This window comes from Mesorhizobium escarrei (assembly GCF_935825525.1).
In the GTDB taxonomy this organism is placed as follows: domain Bacteria; phylum Pseudomonadota; class Alphaproteobacteria; order Rhizobiales; family Rhizobiaceae; genus Mesorhizobium; species Mesorhizobium escarrei.
Genome location: NZ_CAKXZT010000191.1, coordinates 1 through 18,188 on the forward strand (window position 1 = coordinate 1; position 18,188 = coordinate 18,188).

14 protein-coding genes and 3 pseudogenes are annotated in these 18,188 nt (G+C 62.6%); 6 read left to right on the forward strand and 11 right to left on the reverse strand.

Translation table 11 applies throughout. The annotated features are described in order from the left end of the window. Both NMG80_RS36555 and NMG80_RS36560 read right to left on the reverse strand, forming a co-directional pair. Positions 1–1,045 (reverse strand): PAS domain-containing protein (locus tag NMG80_RS36555; RefSeq protein WP_254022640.1); only part of this gene is annotated, 1,045 nt, incomplete at its 3' end. Between the two features lie 338 nt (positions 1,046–1,383). Further along, positions 1,384–2,073, reverse strand: coding sequence for a B3/B4 domain-containing protein (locus NMG80_RS36560; protein WP_254022641.1), 690 nt, complete (start codon positions 2,071–2,073; stop codon positions 1,384–1,386). Between the two features lie 129 nt (positions 2,074–2,202). Here NMG80_RS36560 and pdxR point away from each other — a divergent pair, with 129 nt between their 5' ends. Beyond that, positions 2,203–3,702, forward strand: a complete 1,500-nt coding sequence (pdxR, locus tag NMG80_RS36565) for a MocR-like pyridoxine biosynthesis transcription factor PdxR (RefSeq protein ID WP_254022642.1) — start codon at positions 2,203–2,205, stop codon at positions 3,700–3,702. A gap of 108 nt (positions 3,703–3,810) precedes the next feature. Further along, positions 3,811–4,445 (forward strand): annotated as a pseudogene (locus NMG80_RS36570) (IS91 family transposase); the annotation flags it as partial. A gap of 463 nt (positions 4,446–4,908) precedes the next feature. Here NMG80_RS36570 and NMG80_RS36575 read toward each other — a convergent pair. From NMG80_RS36575 to mdcA, 8 genes are read right to left on the reverse strand one after another with little or no spacing between them, the layout of a single operon-like run. After that, the gene (locus NMG80_RS36575; RefSeq protein ID WP_254022643.1) at positions 4,909–5,841 is read right to left on the reverse strand and encodes an acyltransferase domain-containing protein; all 933 of its coding nucleotides are present in this window, start codon (positions 5,839–5,841) and stop codon (positions 4,909–4,911) included. 10 nt (positions 5,842–5,851) lie between these two features. Continuing rightward, positions 5,852–6,799, reverse strand: coding sequence for an AEC family transporter (locus NMG80_RS36580; RefSeq protein WP_367186065.1), 948 nt, complete (start codon positions 6,797–6,799; stop codon positions 5,852–5,854). Continuing rightward, positions 6,799–7,686 carry a triphosphoribosyl-dephospho-CoA synthase MdcB gene (gene mdcB, locus NMG80_RS36585; RefSeq protein ID WP_254022644.1) on the reverse strand — a complete coding sequence of 296 codons (888 nt, stop codon included), beginning with the start codon at positions 7,684–7,686 and terminating at the stop codon, positions 6,799–6,801. The genes NMG80_RS36580 and mdcB overlap by 1 nt, the downstream gene beginning before the upstream one ends. Further along, a complete protein-coding gene (gene mdcG / locus NMG80_RS36590; protein ID WP_254022645.1) occupies positions 7,683–8,360 on the reverse strand; it encodes a malonate decarboxylase holo-[acyl-carrier-protein] synthase in 678 nt (225 codons plus the stop codon). The genes mdcB and mdcG overlap by 4 nt, the downstream gene beginning before the upstream one ends. Next, positions 8,335–9,060: a biotin-independent malonate decarboxylase subunit gamma gene (gene mdcE, locus NMG80_RS36595; RefSeq protein ID WP_254022646.1), complete on the reverse strand. Its 726-nt coding sequence runs from the start codon at positions 9,058–9,060 to the stop codon at positions 8,335–8,337. The genes mdcG and mdcE overlap by 26 nt, the downstream gene beginning before the upstream one ends. Further along, entirely contained in the window at positions 9,047–9,994 is a 948-nt protein-coding gene (locus tag NMG80_RS36600; RefSeq protein ID WP_254022647.1) for a biotin-independent malonate decarboxylase subunit beta, read from the reverse strand. Before NMG80_RS36600 ends, mdcE begins: the two co-directional genes overlap by 14 nt. Continuing rightward, entirely contained in the window at positions 9,991–10,308 is a 318-nt protein-coding gene (gene mdcC / locus NMG80_RS36605) for a malonate decarboxylase acyl carrier protein (RefSeq protein WP_254022648.1), read from the reverse strand. Before mdcC ends, NMG80_RS36600 begins: the two co-directional genes overlap by 4 nt. Positions 10,309–10,321: 13 nt before the next feature. After that, complete coding sequence (gene mdcA, locus NMG80_RS36610; protein WP_254022649.1) at positions 10,322–11,968, reverse strand: malonate decarboxylase subunit alpha; 1,647 nt, start codon at positions 11,966–11,968, stop codon at positions 10,322–10,324. Positions 11,969–12,279: 311 nt separating this feature from the next. Here mdcA and NMG80_RS36615 point away from each other — a divergent pair, with 311 nt between their 5' ends. The 3 genes and pseudogenes from NMG80_RS36615 to NMG80_RS37620 form a co-directional block, all read left to right on the forward strand. Then, positions 12,280–13,632, forward strand: coding sequence for an SLC13 family permease (locus NMG80_RS36615; protein ID WP_254022650.1), 1,353 nt, complete (start codon positions 12,280–12,282; stop codon positions 13,630–13,632). 275 nt (positions 13,633–13,907) lie between these two features. After that, the gene (locus NMG80_RS36620) at positions 13,908–14,600 is read left to right on the forward strand and encodes a GntR family transcriptional regulator (RefSeq protein ID WP_254022651.1); all 693 of its coding nucleotides are present in this window, start codon (positions 13,908–13,910) and stop codon (positions 14,598–14,600) included. Positions 14,601–15,176: 576 nt separating this feature from the next. Further along, positions 15,177–15,278, forward strand: a pseudogene (locus NMG80_RS37620) (hypothetical protein); the annotation flags it as partial. Between the two features lie 61 nt (positions 15,279–15,339). Here NMG80_RS37620 and NMG80_RS36625 read toward each other — a convergent pair. After that, a pseudogene (locus NMG80_RS36625) lies at positions 15,340–15,580 on the reverse strand (DUF3363 domain-containing protein); the annotation flags it as partial. Between the two features lie 528 nt (positions 15,581–16,108). On the opposite strand from NMG80_RS36625, the gene NMG80_RS36630 reads away from it, so the two are divergent. Then, the gene (locus tag NMG80_RS36630) at positions 16,109–17,950 is read left to right on the forward strand and encodes a HipA domain-containing protein (RefSeq protein ID WP_254022652.1); all 1,842 of its coding nucleotides are present in this window, start codon (positions 16,109–16,111) and stop codon (positions 17,948–17,950) included. Positions 17,951–18,188: the final 238 nt, after the last annotated feature.

Below are 18,188 nucleotides of genomic sequence, written 5' to 3' on the forward strand. Positions count from 1 at the left end.
CGCAGGCGACCAGGATGATCGGACGGTTCTGCAACAGCACGGCCCGGGCTGTTTCGCGCACCCACAACACCGAGCCGTCCTTGCGCACCTTGCGCGCCTCCCAGATGATCGTCCGGTTGGTTTGGGCAAAGCATCGGGCGAAATGCCCCTGGACATCCTCGCGGTCAGGCTCACAAAACACGTTCAGCACGGGGCTTCCGACCAATTCGTCAGCCGTGTAGCCGAGCTGTTCGGCGCCGAAGGCGTTTACGGAGAGGATGATCCCGGCCGCGTCCGCCATGAAATACATGGTCGGGTTGTTCTCGAACACCGCCTTCCACTGGTTCTCGCTCTGCCGCAGCGCCTGTTCCGCACGCTTGCGATCGGAGATGTCGTTGTTGGTCTCCAGGATCGCGACCGGCCGGCCCCGTGCGTCCCTTTGCAGGGACCACCGACTCGCCACGATTGCCTGCGTGCCGTCTTTGTTCGTATGAACGAGTTCTCCTTCCCAGCGGCCCGTGCGGAGCAATTCCGCCGTGATCCGTTCAAGCGGCGTCGGGAAGATCGTCTGCATGAGTTGATGAGAGATCCTGCCGACAGCCTCCGCTTTTTTCCACCCATACAGCTCCTCGGCGCCGCGATTCCAGTAGGTGATGACGTCCTTCATGTCGCGCACGAAGATCGTATCGTGGGTGAGGTCGAGGAGTCCGGCCTGCTCGGACAACACCATCTCTCGCGATCGGCCTTGCACGGCGAGGAAAGTTGTAACGCCGATCGCCGCAAGGCTGAGAACGCGGTTCGAAATAGAAACCGTTACCGAATCCATGGATGGCGACAGAAAATAGCCGAGCACCGTCAGCGCCATGCATCCCAACGATACGTGCACAAGCCCACGCTTTTGAAGAAACCAGGCAGAGAGCAGCACAACGCCCACATACAGCACGGCGACCGCGATCTCGGCGGGGGTGATTGCGTCAAGAATGAAGGTCCCAATAGCGATGGCGGCGCTGAGGATTAGAGGAGTACGCGACGTGACCCCTGTCGGCGAAGTCGCATTGTCGTCCATTTGGTTCTGCTCCGGCCACGTGTCTGGTCTTGAAATGGACATGGCGGTGCTCCCGGTGCCGCAAAAGGGTCGGCACTATTCGTTCGGCCTGGCTGGCAAGCTGACGCTCTGCCGGTTCCGGAACGACGGGAGCACAGGCCGCCGACTCCCCCGGCCATTCACTCCACCTGCCGCACCGGCAGGTTGTCCCGATCTGCCTCGGAGGTAAAGCGGCAGCAACGGAGGAGGGTAGTGGAGCAGTTTGAACTTGCTTTCGATGCCTTCCAAAATTGTGAAAGCGTTCACCTGGAGCATAGGCAGGACTGAGCGCGGTGGATGCGATCGCTCGACCAGAAACGTCATTTGGTGATGGCGATAGCTTGGCTGACGATCCTGCAGCCCGGCATCAACGCGTTCAGCCCTTCGACCAGGGCATCCGTCGCCTCCGCTAGCGCTTCGTCGGGCATGGTTTCCAACGCCTCCAATATGAACCACATCCGGCCTGTTGCGGCCTCCAGGCGGGTTCGAGTTCCTTGTCGCCAGTTCCAGCGTCTGCAGGTGACGCTAATGTCGTCGCGCCAGATGACCTCTCCCAATAGGGGAGGATCGTCGACTGCCTCCCCGTTCATCAGAGTGTCGAACGTCTCAGTCCCGTCCGCGATCGTCAGGAAGGGTTTCCCGACATAGGCGTCGTGGTTCTCTCCGCCCACCGGGATTGCGTATTTCAGGCTGACGGCGTTGTAGAGATCGACGACTGGGTTGATCGTCGGAAGGGTGCCGTCTTTCAGAACCCGCTTTCTGAGAGCCTGGGCTGAGCACGGCGTGCGGTTAGGCTTCGCGCCAAAGAGGACGTAGGCGTCGGACCAACTCGCCAGATGAGCTTCTGCCCAAGCCGGGCCACCCGCCAACACGCAATCGCAGGCTTCAGCAAGCAATCGAGGATCGAAATGTCCTTCTCCAGCTGAAGTGGCATCGACGTGGACGCTTACGGCTCTAAATCCCGATCCAATATTCTGAATTCGACCATCGATGATGGGATCCTCAAACATCCAGGAAACTCCATTAATTCAGCGCAAGCAATCCATGAGCGACGCGACCAGTGACGATCGCTTCCTTGACTGCAAGCCAATATTGCAGTTTACTGGCCCAATTTAAACTGCCACTTTTGGAGATTGTCATTGGTCCAGTATAAGGCGGGTTCTCGCAGGACGGGAGCGACGCGTCGAATTTATCAATCCCTGCTCGAGCAGATCCAGGCCGGAGTGTACGGTGTCGGTGACGCTCTACCTTCAAGTCGCTTGCTTGCGGAAGAACTGGGTGTTTCGAGGACGACGGTGACCGCCGCATTCGACCAACTCATTTCGGAGGGTTATGTCTGGGTACAGCAGGGACGGAAAGCGTCGGTTGCGTCCGCAGGGCGGCCGAGCCAGATCGCCCCGGCCGACCGTTCGGCGATGGCCACCCGCCAACTTTCAGCCTATGCAACTCGTGCGATGGCTCTGCCCTCGAACAGCACTGCCGGGAGGCCGCCGCTCAAGTTCGATTTCCGCTACGGGGATGTCGCGTCAGCGGACTTTCCAAAGGCCCCCTGGCGAAAGGCGATGAACACCGCCTTCCTCATGCATCGCGACAGATTGGGATACGATGGCCCGGCAGGAAGCCGATCCTTGCGAGAGGCTTTGCAGGGCTACGTCTGGCGCTCAAGGGGCATCAGTTGCGATCTCGACCAGATCATTATCGTGAACGGATCGCAACAGGCGCTCGACCTCTGTGCGCGGGTCCTCGTCAATCCCGGCGACAGGGTCGTGGTCGAAGACCCGTGCTATGCCATGGCAAAGAACGTCATGCTCGCAGTCGGAGCGAACACCATTGCTGTGCCCTGTGGCGCTCATGGCATGGACACCACGAAGCTGCCCGAGGCTGGCGACATCGCGGTGGCGTACGTGACTCCGAGCCACCAGTTTCCCCTGGGAGGGGTGTTGCCTGCTGCGCATCGCCAGGCGTTGATGGGGTGGGCAGCGTCGGCAAATGCTTATGTCATCGAGGATGATTACGACAGCGAGTATCGGTACGACGTTGGCCCCATACCGCCTCTCTATCTGTCTGGACAAGGCCGCGTCATCTATGTCGGAACGGTCTCGAAGACCCTGTCACCAACGCTCAGGCTTGGATACATCGTGCTTCCGCATCCACTTGTCGATGCCTTCATCGACTGCAAGCGGATCGCCGATCGGCACACGTCCACGTTCGAGCAAGAGGCTCTCGCGGCGCTGATCGAGACAGGGGCATATGAGCGGCATGTGCGCAGGATGAGGAGGCTGAACGCCGAAAGACGCGCTGTATTTCTAGCGTCAATGACCCGTGCTTTTGCCGACGACATCGAGATCGTCGGCACGACTGCGGGACTTCACGTCGTCGTGTGGTTCGGCACGATTTGCTCCAGGGAAGAGGAGCGTTTTGCTGAAACCGCTCGAAACCATGACATCGGAATCTATCCCGTCACACGCCTGTTCTCATCCCCGTTTGATGAGCGAGCCGGATATATCTTCGGCTATGCATCCATGTCTGTCGATCAACTCGCCAAAGGCGTGGAAAAGTTACATCGCGCCTACCTCGACCTCGGCAGCAAGACAGCGCATCCACGCGTACCGGGGGCGACAACGGGAAGTTTTCGATAATCAGATAGTTTTCATTGGATTGCGGTATGCTAGGCATCCGCTGTTTCTGCGATATGGGAGAGAAAAGGGTCTCTCCGGTCGTGCGGTCTTCGGACCGACCATGCGCGTCGGCTGTTCCGCCGGCTCCTCCTGTCCAAGCTCACTGAGGCCCATGCTGCCGGCCATCTCCAGTTCTTCGGCGACCGCGCACATCTCGCCAAAACGCAGGCGTTCAATGCCCTCTTGGCTCCTTTGAGGAGGAAGAACTGGTTCGTCAACGCCAAGCCGCCTTTCGCCGGACCGCAGGCCGTGTTGGCCTATCTGTCGCGCTACCACCCACCGTGTCGCGATCTCCAACAGCCGCCTGATCGCGCTCGACGAGACCGGCGTGACGTTCCGCTACAAGGACTACCGCCGCAACTGCAGCGAGCGATACCGGACCATGACGCTCGATCCGGGCGAGTTCATCCGCCTTTCCTGCTCCACATCCTGCCCAAGGGCTTCCACCGCATCCGCAATTATGGCCTGCTCGCCAGCGCGCCGCCAAGGCCAGCATGGCACGCGCTCGCGAACTTCTTGCCGCATCCCAGCCTGAGACCGAACGCGGCGCAACCCGCAATGCCAATGCTGCTGCCCCGACCGATTGGCGACCGCCATGTCCGTGCTGCGGCGGCAGGATGATCGTCATCGAAATCTTCGAGCGCGGCAATGACGCCCGAGCGCCGCCATCAGCTGGCTCTACAAGCGGAGACCGAATGCCATGACGGCAACCCGACCACCACGGCGCATCCCTGCCGACGGACCCCATCGTCGCCGGATCCGCGGCTTCGTGCGCCGGCGCCCACCAACACGCCACGCTGCAACTCAACACGCCAAAATCGCCCGCCCTGCAACCACCACGTCGCAGTATGCGCGGCACCCGTGCGGCTCACTCGCGCGTCAACATCATCATTCCCCTCCGCCGGCCGCATCACCTCGACCGCAGCAGACCAAGCACAAACGCTAAATCCCCATAGAGACGGAACCGCGCTCTTCATCCCGCGGGTTCGTTTCCTGGAGGCTTCCGGACGCCGACCCCCCGGCGCACGCCACCTCTCACAGAAGGCCGGCATCCGTAACCCTGCACAACATGCGACAGTCAATGCGCGGCGGCGAGCGTCTGCGTTGGGGTCATTTTCTGACAATGCCCTCGAACGGATGAATTGAATTACCTGCAAAGCCGGAAAATTAGCCGAATTCAGCAAGCCAGGAGCGCGCGCCGTTGACGCTGCGAAAATCCTCGATGCCACGGGCAGGGATGCGAGGATAGGTGCTCCCCGCCATTTCTGCGAGCGCGCGGCCGGGACCGAGTTCGAGAAAACCGCTCGCGCCGGCTTCCATGCAGCCTTCCAGGCAGGCCGCCCACTGGACAGTGTGGGAAATCTGCGCGGCCAGCTTGTCCAATCCGGCCGGGATGTCGAGCATCGAAGTGCCGTCGATCCCGCTGAAGAGACGCACGCCCATGTTCGGCCTACGCTTGATCGGGGTTTCGTCCAACACCTTGCGGAACTCCACCGAGGCGGCGGCTAGGCGGGCGGTGTGAGAGGCCACGTTCACCGCCACCCGGACGATGCGGGCCGCGCCCATCCCCTTCGCATCCGCGGCCAGGGCGTCCAGCGCTTCGCCCGCCCCGCCGAGGATGTAGGCATCACCGGGATTGACGATGGCGACCGCTGCATTGTGGTGCTTGCACAATGCATCCACGGTGTTGCGGGAGAGGCCTCGGATGAACAAGAGTCCATCGCCGACCGCGCTAGCCGCGTCCATGGCTTCCGCGCGGCGCGCCACGAGGTCGAGGGCGACGGTCGCCTCAACGAGGCCTGCGACGCCCCAGGCCGCCACTTCGCCCACGCTATAGCCTGCGATGATCAACCTGCGGGGCCACGCCGCGCGCAGGGTCGCCGCCGCGGCCAGCGCCTGCACGGTACACAGAATTTGTCCGACACGGTTCTGATGCACAGCGGCGTTCGTATCGGTTTGGATCATCTCGCGCGGGTCCTGTCCGCCGAGCAATGCCGCGGCGTGCGCAAAGAGGTCCGCGGCTTCCGGCGCGTTGCCGGTCAGAGCAAACATATTCGGGTGCTGCGGCCCCTGTCCGGAGCACAAGATCGCGAGGGTCATGGCAGACGCCTCAATGCGGGAAGAGCACGGCGATGGCGATTGCCATCGTCACGATGCTCAACACCGTGCTGGCGGCGACCATGGATCCCATCGTCGCCGAGTCGAGGCGATAGTTCACGGCGAACAGGATGCCGAAAAACCCCGACGGCATGGCGGCAAGCAGGATAGCGACCTTGCCGGTCTCCGTCGAGACCGGGAGGAGGAATACGACGGCAGCCGTCAGCAACGGCCGGATGATGTCGGCTATCCAGGTCGCGCTCACGACCTTCCAGTCGAGCCGGAATGGCTGGGCAGAGAGGATCAGGCCGGTCAGGAACAGCGCCACGCCGGGAGCGGAGTGACCGATCAGCATGAGGCAAGCCTCGGCGACGGCGCCGGATTTGAACCCGCACAGCGAGAACAGGATGCCGAGCGCGGGAGCCAGAACGACGGGCTTTGTCAGCGCGCGCCGGAGCGAGCCGAGCATCCGCGCGGTCGGTGCCTCAGCAGCACCGTCTTGCTTTCGACTGAGTTCGACGATGATGAGCGAAAGCGGGCTGACGATGATGGAGCCGCTCGCCAATGCGACCGCCAGGGGAACGGTTCCGGAAGGCCCGAGCACGTCGGCCAGGATCGGTAACCCGACCCCTGCGAGGTTTGGAAACGCGATGGTCAGACCCTGAAGGGACGCTTCTGCCTTGCCGCCCTTCCCGAGGCGGACCTGAAGAAAATACCACGCAAGAAACAACACCAGCATGACTGCGCCGAGGATCAGGAAGAGTGGAGCCTGGGCAAACAGTTGGCTGCGCGGAGCCGATGCGGTTGCGGCGAACAGGGACGCCGGCAAGGCAAAATTCATGACAAGGGCATTGAGGCTGTCGACCTGCTGGTTGTCGACCATGCGCAGCCGTCCAGCTCCATACCCGAGCGCCAATACGAAGAAGATCGGGGCCAGCGCGAGCAGGATCGTATTGGCCATCAGAGCGATGCCCCTTCGCAGGCCTCAACGAAAAGCGTCATGGCCAGGAGATCGGCCGAACCACCAGGACTGAGCCGGCGGGCGACGAAGGCCTGGTGCACGATCTGGGCCCGCTCGCGCCAGTCGCGCGTGCCGACGCCACCATCATCAAGAAAACCGCGGGCGGCGCGTTGGGCGTAATGGAGGCCGGACAGGCCGCCCCGATGAAGCAGGTTGGTGTCCTCAAGGGCGGCGATCAGGGCGAAACAGGCCTGCACGCGAGCCGCTTCGGCATCGCCGGGCGCGATCTGTTCGCCCCTGTGTAGGGCGGGCAAGCCAATCTCGTAGACGCTCGGGAAACCGTGAGCGGCCTCTATTCGGGCGCCGCCCGCCCCATAGCATCGGCGCGCCTCTCCACCATGGCTGTGCAGCAGTACGGGCCCGTCCAGGATATCGCGGCCCCACAGGCGCGTCACGACGGCACCAAGCGGCGTCGTGCGATCGGCTCGCCCGCTCGCCTTGGCGCCAGCCGCAGCGCAGAGCAGGCCCAACCCGAAGATGGCGCCGCGGTGCGTGTTGACGCCCCCGGTCGCGGCGAACATCGCGGCCTCGGCTTCAAGACCTATGATCCTGAGGCGTCCCATGGCGCTGCCCTGGGCGCCGGACTCGGCCAGAGCGAGGAGGTCGGGCTGGATCGCGGCGGCGCTGCGGCGGAATGTGTCGGCGTCCATGTCCGCATGGCTCCCGGCGTCGACATGGCTGACCAGCCCGGGCTTGGGCCAGGTCTCGATCTCGAGTAGAAGGCAGCGGGTAGCGATGGCGGCGATCGTCTCCGCCTCGTCGCCGCTCGCCAAGCTGACCGCGGAGGCGCGGTCTCGCTGCGAGCGCAGGGCGAGAGCAGTCGTCATGCCCGAATCCCACCGCCGAGGAAGTCGTTCGCCTCGCACAAAGTGACTCCGCTTGTGGTCTTGACCAACACCTCGCGCGCGCCTGAGTGGAGTTCGCGCCAGTTCACGGCCGCGCCGTCATCGCGCACCAATTCGCCGTCCAAGCGCATGGGAGCTTGAGCTTCGATCGCGGCGAGGCCGGCGGTCAGCCGGGCGAGACCGGTTCGAGGAAGCGGCAGTAGAAGATCGAGATCAGAGCCGGGTGATAGATATTCGAGCCCCGTCAGATTGCGCCACGCCAGACTGCCGAAGACCCGCGCCTCCACGCCGTGCTGCGAAGCCAGCCGCTCCACCTTGTCCAGCGTGTCCAGCCACGTCCTCGGCGCTGCGCTAACCGCGGCGCTCAACGAGAGCGGCGGTGCGGTCGAGACAATATCGTCAGTCCGCATGATGACCGAAAGCCGCCGTTTGCCGGCAGACGGCGGCAGGGGCAAACCCAAGGGCAGCCCGTCTGCCTCATCGGGCAGGGGGCGACGGGTGATAAGGGGCCAGCCGCAATCGACCCAGCCGGCGACCAGCGATTCTCCGGCCAGATCGTCACGCGTCTGCAACACGGACCGCCACACCTCCGGCGAAACAAAGATCAGATCGTGGCGGCGTGGCTTGTGGTCATTCTGGCTGGAGAGCGAGGTCATAGACGCGCTCCGCCATATCGGCTGCCTTGGGCCGTCCCCCTCGAGCTTTGCCGAGGCGGTCGCGCTGATCTCCGCCTTGCCTGTCGTTGCCAAGCAAGGCCTGCAACTGGTCGGCAAGGGAGATCTTCTCGTCCCACGTGGCCAGCACTGCGCCGGTTTGAGCCAGGTTGTCCAACCCCGGAGCGAAAACCGGTGTTGACTTGGCCTTTTCCTTGAGGACTTCGATGGAGAGTTTTGTAACCTTGGACATGGATGGCAGATCCATCACCTCCGGCTCCGCACCAGGCAGTGCCACCAGGGTGCGGGTTGCCAGCGCCGTGGCGATGAAGGCGCCGGCGGCGGTGTGACCGTAGAGCAGACCCACCGTGTGGCGGCCCTGCATGTCGGCGTAGATCAGGCACTTGGCGAGATGCGCCAGGAACTCGTTCAGCCCCAGAAGCTCGTCGCGCTTGCTCATTCGCTGGCTGTCGCTATCGACCAGGACAAGGATTGGGCCGTCGCCGCCGCGTTCCAAAGCAGCCAGCACCTGGCCGGACAGACGGATCGCGTCGTCGACGCCGACCGCGGTCCGGTCGGCAACGCCGATCACCTCCGCACGGCCGCCACCCTTCAGCGGCCCCGACCCCAACAACAAACCGTCGTTGTTCCTGATGTCATGGCCCTCCAGAAAGAGGGAGGCGAGAATGTCATCGAGCGTCATAGCGCGGCTCCCGAACCTTGTTGGCGACGGCGATAAAATCTTCGGCAGGCATGGCGGGCACGGCTTCGGCGTCGGGAACGCCCTCGGCCTTCCAGATGTCCAAGGCGTCGGCGCAGGAGCTGAAGCGTTCCAGCCGCTCCCCCAGGCGGGCCTGCTCGGCTTTCAGCACGTCCATGCCGAAACCCGGCGCGGACCTGATCAGATGGAGCGCGATGTCACGGAAGCTCTGTATCGTGTCGGAGGTGAAGGCATCGGCGCCGCCGAGCAATCGCCGGTGCTTGCCACCCATTGTGCGCCATACCAGCGCGCGGTCCTTGGAGTCGAACTCCTCAACACCCCGGTTCGTCTCGATGACTTCGGGGCCGGAAACACTGATGCGGCCTTGCTCGGAAACGGCCAGCGCCGAGCAACAGCCGGCAATGAGGCCGCCGCCACCATAGCAGCCCGCCCGGCCGCCGATTAGACCGACAACCTTCACGCCCGCCATCCGCGCTTCGATCAGCGCGCGCATGATCTCGGCGATGGCCAATTCGCCGGCATTGGCCTCCTGCAGGCGTACGCCGCCGGTATCGAACAGGATCAGCACCGGGATCGACTTGACGTACCGCGCGGCGCGCAGAAGGCCGGTCAGCTTGGCGCCGTGAACCTCGCCGAAGGCGCCGCCCATGAAACGCCCCTCCTGGGCGGCGATGAACGCCGGTTCGCCGCTGAGCCGGCCACGCCCCACAATCATGCCGTCGTCAAACTGCTCAGGGAGTTCAAACACCCGAAGGTGCGGGCTGACCTCACGCTGCTCCGGACCGATGAACTCCTTGAAGCTGCCTGCGTCGAGCAGCGACCGAACCCGCTGTCGCGCTGATGCTTCATACCAGCTCGCCGCATCATCCCATGCAGTCTGCGGCTTATCCTCGGTCTCGGTCAGCAGAGCGCTCATCGGTCATTCTCCTCGATCAAACGGACTGCCTGTGCCAGGCGCAGGGCCACCGTGTCCGGACGCGCGCCGCCGTCGTTTATGGAAAACTTCAGGCCGCCAGGGGAGCTTCGCTCGACGAAGTCGGCAACCACCGCCTCCCACACCGCGCCAAATCCTTCAGCCGCAGTGCTGATATCCACTTGGCACTCGGTATCGGGCAATACACGCTCAGCCAGCACTTCCAGATTGCCGGATGCCACCACGCCGATGATAGCCATCGATTTGGACCCGGCCATCCGCTGCTGCGCTCTGTGGCGATAACTCAGGGTTTCCATTGCAGCTTCCTTCTCACCAGTTGCGGAATTGGGGGGGCGGAGCGTAGAGCGCGCCCGAGGCGAGCATCAGGTCCTTGATTGACCGCGCCGCGAGCAATCTGCGGTCCGCATCCAGCGGATCGATGCCGAGGTCTTCTGGCCGACGGATTGCGCCCCGCTCGCGCAGTTGCTGGACCATCTTCGCATCCCGGCCGCGGCCGATGTCTGTATAGCCCGCCACCCCGCGGATCGCCTGCTCGCGCTCGTCCCGGTCGCGGCAGAGGAGAAGGTTGGCGATCCCCTCTTCGGTGACGATGTGGGTGACGTCGTCCCCGTAAACCATGATGGGTGCCAAATCGAGTTTGAGCTTCTCGGCGAGCGTCAGCGCCTCCAGCCTCTCGACGAAGAGCGGCACATTCTTGTCGCCGAAGGTCTCCCCGATCTGGACGACAAGCTTGCGGCCGCGTCGCATGTGGGCGGGCGTGTCAGGGTTCGCCTCGGCGCCGGCCTTTAACCAGGGTTCGCTCGGGTGTCGTCGCCCGCGCGGGTCGGACCCCATGTTGGGCGCGCCGCCGAAGCCCGCGATGCGGCTCGCGGTCACCGTAGAGCTGTGGCCCTGAAGGTCGATCTGCAAGGTCGAGCCGATGAACATGTCGCATGAGTAGAGCCCCGCCGTCTGGCAGAAGGCGCGGTTCGAACGAAGAGACCCGTCGGGCCCGGTGAAGAAGATATCGGAGCGTGCTCGGATGTAATCCTCCATGCCCACCTCCGAGCCGAAGCAGTGGACCTGCTCGACCCAACCTGCCTCGATCGCGGGGATCAGCGTGGGATGGGGATTGAGCGCCCAATGGGTGCAAACCTTGCCCCTCAAGCCCAGCTTCTCGCCATAGGTGGGGAGCAGGAGTTCGATTGCCGCGGTGTTGAAGCCGATGCCATGGTTGAGCCGGCGAATGCCGTAGGGGGCATAGAGGCCCTTGATCGCGAGCATCGCCGTCAAAATCTGGGTTTCGGTGATGGCCGCCGGATCGCGGGTGAAAAGTGGCTCGACGTAGAAGGGCTTGCCCGCCGCCACGACGAAATGGACCTGGTCGCCAGGGATGTCGACGCGCGGCACCTTGTCGACGATCTCCTTCACTTGCGCGACAACCAGGCCGCCCTTGAAACTCGTTGCCTCGACGATCGTCGGCGTATCCTCGGTGTTGGGCCCCGTATAGAGATTGCCGTCGGCGTCCGCGCTCACCGCCGCGATCAACGCAATGTTTGGGGTCAGGTCGACGAAATAGCGGGCAAACAATTCCAGATAGGTGTGAACCGCGCCGAGCTCGATCTGGCCGCCAAAGAGCATTCGCGCGATCCGTGCCGCCTGCGGGCCGGAATAGGAATAGTCGAGCCGGCGGGCGATGCCCTTTTCGAAGATGTCGAGATGCTCGGGCAGCACCACGCCCGACTGCACCATGTGCAAATCGTGGATCTTCGCCGGATCGACATCGGCAAGGGCGGCGGCGAGAATGTCGGCCTGCTTCTGATTGTCGCCCTCTAGACAGACCCGGTCGCCCGGCTGCAGCACCGCTTCCAGGAAGTCCTGCAGGTCTGTGACTGCGACGGCCTTGCCGCGAGCGTGTCGCGATCCTGCCTCGATGCGGGCCTTTCGTGCGGCCTTCTGTCTTGCCCACTCTTTCATCGACCTTCTCCGCTCCGCTAGGGCCTTCAGCGATTATTGTATGCACTATTGCGTGTAACTCAGCTTTGTGCATACATAATAGCCAAATTGTCAGATGCAAGAAAACATATAAGGGAATTTTACACGAAGGGGTATGCGCACGTCCCGGCTAAAAGCACATGCCTGAACGCAGAGAACGCCATCGACCGCTACATCGCGGCTCATGACGGCGAAGCTGGAGATCGGAAGAGGGGCGTAGCGGGAGGGACGGATGCCACGCCACGACAATTAGATCGGCCCGCCGGCGGCGCGCCGAACAGGGAGGAATTGCCATGAATATTGAAGTTCTATCCATACTGGTGCTGGTTGGGATGTTCGTCGTCGCGACGATCCTGCCAATCAATATGGGCGTGCTGGCCTTCGCCGCCGCGTTCATCGTCGGCTCGCTAGTCATGGGGCTGACGCCTGGCCCCATCTTCGAAGGGTTTCCCGGTGATCTCTTCGTCACCCTCGTCGGTATCACCTATCTGTTTGCCATCGCCCAGAACAACGGCACGATCGACTGGCTGGTGGAACGTGCGGTCAAGCTCGTACGCGGGCACATGGCGTGGATTCCGTGGGTCATGTTCCTTGTCGCCGCGATCCTGACAGGCTTCGGTGCACTCGGTCCCGCCGCTGTCGCCATCCTCGCCCCCGTAGCCTTGCGGTTTGCGGTGCAGTATCACATCAGCCCCGTCATGATGGGCCTGATGGTCATTCACGGCGCCCAGGGCGGTGGCTTTTCGCCGATCAGCGTCTATGGCGGCATCACCAACCAGATCGTCGATAAGGCCGGTCTGCCGTACGGCCCGACGAGCCTGTTTCTGGCGAGCCTGTTTTTCAACCTCGCGATCGCAGTTGTCGTGTTTTTCGTCTACGGTGGCTGGACGAGCCTGCGCGACCACGCCGCCGCCTCAGGTCCCGACCCAGACACACATGTCGCCGGAGCTTCCCGATCCATCGTCGGGCATGGCGGGACGCCGGCCTCGCCGGCCTACCACCGCAGCGCGGTTTCTCCGACCGGCGCGGCGATTCCCTCCGAAGAGGGGCTGACCAGGGAACGCTTGACCACGCTTGTCGGCCTGACCGCACTCGCGATCGGTGCGCTTGTCTTCAAGTTCAATGTTGGGCTCGTCGCAATGACGGTCGCGGTTGTCTTAGCGCTGCTCTCGCCCAAGGCGCAGAAAGGCGCAATCGACAAGGTCAGTTGGTCAACGGTGCTGCTGATCGCCGGCGTCATCACCTATGTCGGCGTGCTGCAGAAAGCCGGTGCCGTGGACTTCGTCGGATCGAGCATATCAAGCCTCGGCATGCCTCTGCTGGCCGCTCTGCTCTTGTGCTTCACCGGTGCGATCGTTTCGGCTTTCGCCTCTTCGACGGCGCTGCTGGGCGCGATTATACCGCTCGCCGTGCCGTTCCTCTTGCAGGGGCAGATTAGTGCCATCGGCGTAGTGGCTGCCATCGCGGTCTCGACCACGATCGTCGACACCAGCCCGTTCTCAACCAACGGTGCCCTCGTGGTGGCCAATGCTCCCGAGGCCGAGCGTGAAAGCGTGCTGCGCAAGCTGCTCGTCTACAGCGCGCTGATCGCAATCATCGGACCCGTCGCCGCCTGGCTGGTTTTCGTCATACCGGGCACCGTCTGATAGCGGGGTTGGAGCCTGCGGAAATCGACTCGCCTCTGAATGAGTGCCCTATAATACGGTGCGTTCAGACGGACCCGCCTTCCTCCGATTCAAGGATGGCTTTAGCCTATCGAGGAGACGATCTCTTGGTTCTGTATTCCCCAGAATTCTTCGCAGCGGTCTGGCCGCATTCGACCGTCTCGTGCCGTACGGCGCGTTACCAGCCACTTCCGGCACTTCCTGGTCACGCCCCTCCATCCTCTATTAACGGGTAATGAACCACGGGAACCTGAGCTATGGCAACGCTGACGGAAATGGATGAAGTGATCGTGGAAGAGCGGGCGCTGCTGTCCGACCGTATCCGCAACGCACTTACCGACGAGATCGCCGCGGGCGTGCTTACCGCCGGGACCGCGCTCGACGAACAGCAACTCGCCGATCGCTTCGGCGCCTCGCGCACGCCGGTTCGCGAGGCGCTGCGTCAGCTTGCAGTGAGCGGGCTGGTTGAAATGCGCCCGCGCCGCGGGGTCGTCGTCACCCGCATGACGGCTGAGCGCATCATGGACATGTTCGAGACGATGGCCGAGATCGAGGCCATGTGCGTGCGTCTCGCGACCTATCGCATGACGCCGCTCGAGCGTAGCCATCTCCTGAAGCTGCACGACGCCTCGAAGGCGATGGTCGAGGCCGGAGACTATGACGCATATGACGCATTCAATCGCGAGTTCCACGAGAGCATTTACCGCGCCACCCATAACAGCTTTCTTGCCGACCAGGCGATCGCCGTCCGCACCAGGCTCAGTGCTTTCCGCAGGACGCAGCTCCGGCAGGACGACCGTATTTTCCGCTCGCGCGACGAACACAATCGCTTGATGGAGGCCATCTCGCAGGGCGATGGCGAGGAAGCCGCGCGTCGAATGCGCGCGCACATGCTAAACGCAGCGAGCGCTCTCGACCGCTACATCGCGGCACACGCTACCGATGGCTGAACGCAGCGCTCGTTTCAGGAAGAGAGTGCTGGCCCAAACCCTAGAGAACCGGTCTGTGTCTCGGCCGTTCAGCAGAGCTGAGGGGGTAGAAGAGAGCTTGGTCACCTTAGTGGGACAAGGGCTGGTGCCGACAATCCACAAGTCGGTGCGGCTTCGCATCCATTCAGCGATTTTCGAGAATCCACTACATCTTGATGATACCAGGTTCAGGTCATCGACCAATAGATGAGTTCCTCGACGCAGAGACGTCGTGGATCTTTCGTGTGCCGAACGGCAGCTCCAAGTCAGCCAGCTGCTATTCGCGTAATTGTGGCGCGTCACATGCCAGGGATTTGAGTGTTCCAGCCGTGATTCAGGTTGACGTTGATGCCCTTGAGTAAGCAGAAGGTCCCCGCGTCATGGATCTGGGCGACTAGTGTCGTTTTGGCCTGGGTTGTTGTCGCGACCAGCTTGGGACAGCCGCAGCAGAGTTCGCAGGACCTTGTGGGGTTTGGGGCAATAAAGGGAGAGGATTTCTCTGTCGCTCAAACTTGGAGGCTGCTGGCATCACAGTGGCTGCACGTTAAATTCCTACATATGCTGTTCAACGCACTCGTGATCGCTAGCGTCGGTCAGGCTGCGGAGGCCCGCTTCGGGTGGCGCGCCGCACTAGCGGTTGGATTAATTGGAGGAACGCTAGCGCAACTGGTGACGGTGTACACCCTCCCGAATGCTTTCATCTCGGGCGCATCGCAGGCATATCGTCTGGCGCGCCGAATCGGCGGACCTCGACGATGCAGCCGATGGGCGGCGCGTGCTCGAACGCCTCGACGCGCGGAAGCGGACATGGTGCGCGCGGCCGTCGGTGCCGTCAATCACGGCGTATGCCTCGCCGGTCAGTTCGTTCTGAAGGCCCTTGTCCACCAGCCGGCCGATGATGGGCGCGCCTGTCGCGCCCGTGTCGATCAATAGTCGGCGATGCCGCGATCCTGCCCGCGCTCGGCAATCTGTGTAACGCACGTGCAGCAATATCGTTGCTGCACTGCACAATAACAAGGGAGCGCGGCGGGAAATGGAGTCCGGCGGAAGCCGCGCTTGTAGTGAGGATGCGAGAGGCTTGCGCGGCTGCCGCCGCATCGCCCTCCGCGCCCGGAGCCGCCAGCTCGGAAGGATCGGTCGAGCGGAACAACGCATCCACGAAATACGAAGTCGCATCGCTTTCGCTGTTCCCGGCGTTAGCGGCCGCCCCGGCCGAGGATAGATCATTGTGATCTGCGGAAAAGTGCGCAGTGCAGGAGGCATGACCCATTGCCGGACTCATCGCTTCCCCTCGGCGCACGCCCTCATTCGGCGGGTCCCAGTGCTCGATCGCATCGCAGGCCATCGGCAGCAAGCAGGTCGAGAGCGAAGTGAGCAGGCCGACGATGCCAATAGACAGGCATGACTTTCTCGCATTTCAGACGCATGAAAGTCCTTTACTTTTGACCGTTTCTGAAGGACTTTCGCGCGTCTGAAATGCGAGAAAGTCTGTGCCCATATCGCTGGTCGGAGAGACGATAGATAAGAGACGCGCGCATGCATTAGCGGCGGCAGGGGAGCTCGTCCCGCTCGTCCGCGGAGTTTATGCCCGGTCGGGCGAAGACATCGAGCAAGCCGTGCTGGACCATGCCGTGCGCATTGCACGCTATCTCTATCCTACTGCTTATCTGTCGTCGGCTTCTGCCCAACTTCTCGCTCCCACACCTGACGGCCGCCTGTTCGTTAGCGGTCGGCGCAACCAACGAACCCGGTTACGGACGCTCGAAATAATCCAGAACGAAGCCCCGCCCCATCCTTCGATTGCCTCCGCGGTTGTAGGGGACGAGCTCGGCGAGTTGCGAGTTGACGTTTCCTCGCCGCGCCAACGCTTCCTGGAAGCGTTTCGCTTGCGAAGCGAGCATGCCAGCGCCATCACGGAACCGATGCGCGCCGAGATGGCGGCAAGACTCATAGAGGAATACGGCTCGCCACAGATGGCCTCTGACGCGGTCTGGGCGTTGGCTCGCGAGAACGGATGGTACCGCGAAGGGGAGGGCGCTGGGCGTTATCTGATTGCGCGCCCGTCGGCGGCCAAGGGCCCTGTTAACAAGGCGGCGCTGGATCTCCTTGTGGCATGGCATGGGAATTCCCTCGGTCGTCTAATCCACGATGGATTCGAGTGGCGCTGGAAGCCTGTGAGGCGCAGCGGCCCGCCGCTCCTTCGACAGACTGCACCAGGCAAGCTGCCGGCCTTCATCGAGTCGCTCCTCCCAGAAGGATGGCTCGCGCAAGTGCTTCATCAGCGGGATGAACGCGAAGCGCTGCGACGTGGCAAACGCTACATGTCAAATATCGCGGTCGTCGAGAGCCAAGCTGAGCTTAATGCCCTGCCGCGGGACGAAATCGACACTGAGCTGGTGGCGTTCATCGACGATGGGCGCTTCGTTGGTCGATACGTCGGCCCGTCGCGAGGCGAGATGGAGGAAACGTTCGAGCACAACTTGGCTCAGCTGTTTGCTCGCGCGGAAACGCCCAGACTATCGGGTGTCCAGATCAAGGCGCCAATGAATTTGGCATCGGATGGTGCCTTAGTGCCGGCGATCAACCTGCCGTTTACTCACATTCTTAAGCCGGCCGGAACCGCAGGCTTCGAAATGCTGCCGGTCGTCGAATGGCTCTGTCTTGAACTTGGTCGCGCAGCGGGCTTCGAGGTTCCGGCCGCCGCGCTTGTCGACATGCCGGATGGGATGTCGCCCGCATTGGTCGTCGAGCGGTTCGACGTGCGACGCGGGCCTGATGATCGACGCTTCCTGGCGCTCGAGGATTTCTGTTCGGTTCTCGATCTGCCGGCCTCCGCCAAATACGACGGCACGATCGAGCGAATGGCGCGGGGTTTGCGGCCGCTTTCAACCGATCCTGCCGCCGATACCGAGACCTTGTTCCGTCGGGCGTTTTTCGCGTGGCTAATCGCCGACGGAGACATGCATCTCAAAAATCTGGCGCTCCTCAAGATTGCAGAGTCCGGCTCGAAGCGGTTCGACACCGTGCGGTTCGCGCCCCTCTACGACGCTGTTACAACCCGTGTCTTTCCGGGGCTTGGTGGAGATCGTATGGCGCTGAAGCTCAACGGTAAAGACGACCGGCTTACGCGGCAGGACTTCCTAACCCTGGCGCGCACGATCGAGCTGCCGGTCGCTCGCGCGGAAGAAGCGACAGGTTCGATCGCCGCTGCCCTGCGCAAGGCAGTGCCTACGCTGGCTCTGCCGTCGTTTCTCGAACGGGCTGATGCTGCTCAAACAGCGGCGGAGCGAGTGAAGGCGATCGTGCGCGACCGCGCCGAGGCGTTTCAATGAGCACCAACGCGATCAGGATCTATGTCGGCGTCACCGATCTGAAATGGTCAATTTCTGCCCCGCTGCCAGGACGTAGACGAAGTGAACTTCTGGCAACTCGGAGCGATCGCAATTCCGGGTGCTTCAACCGGGCGAGTCGCACGCAAACAGGATGCTGAGAGGCCAGCAATCATGTTGGAAAAATTTCCAAGAGGATCAGATAGTTACGAAGTTTAGATGTAACCGGGGCAAAACCGGT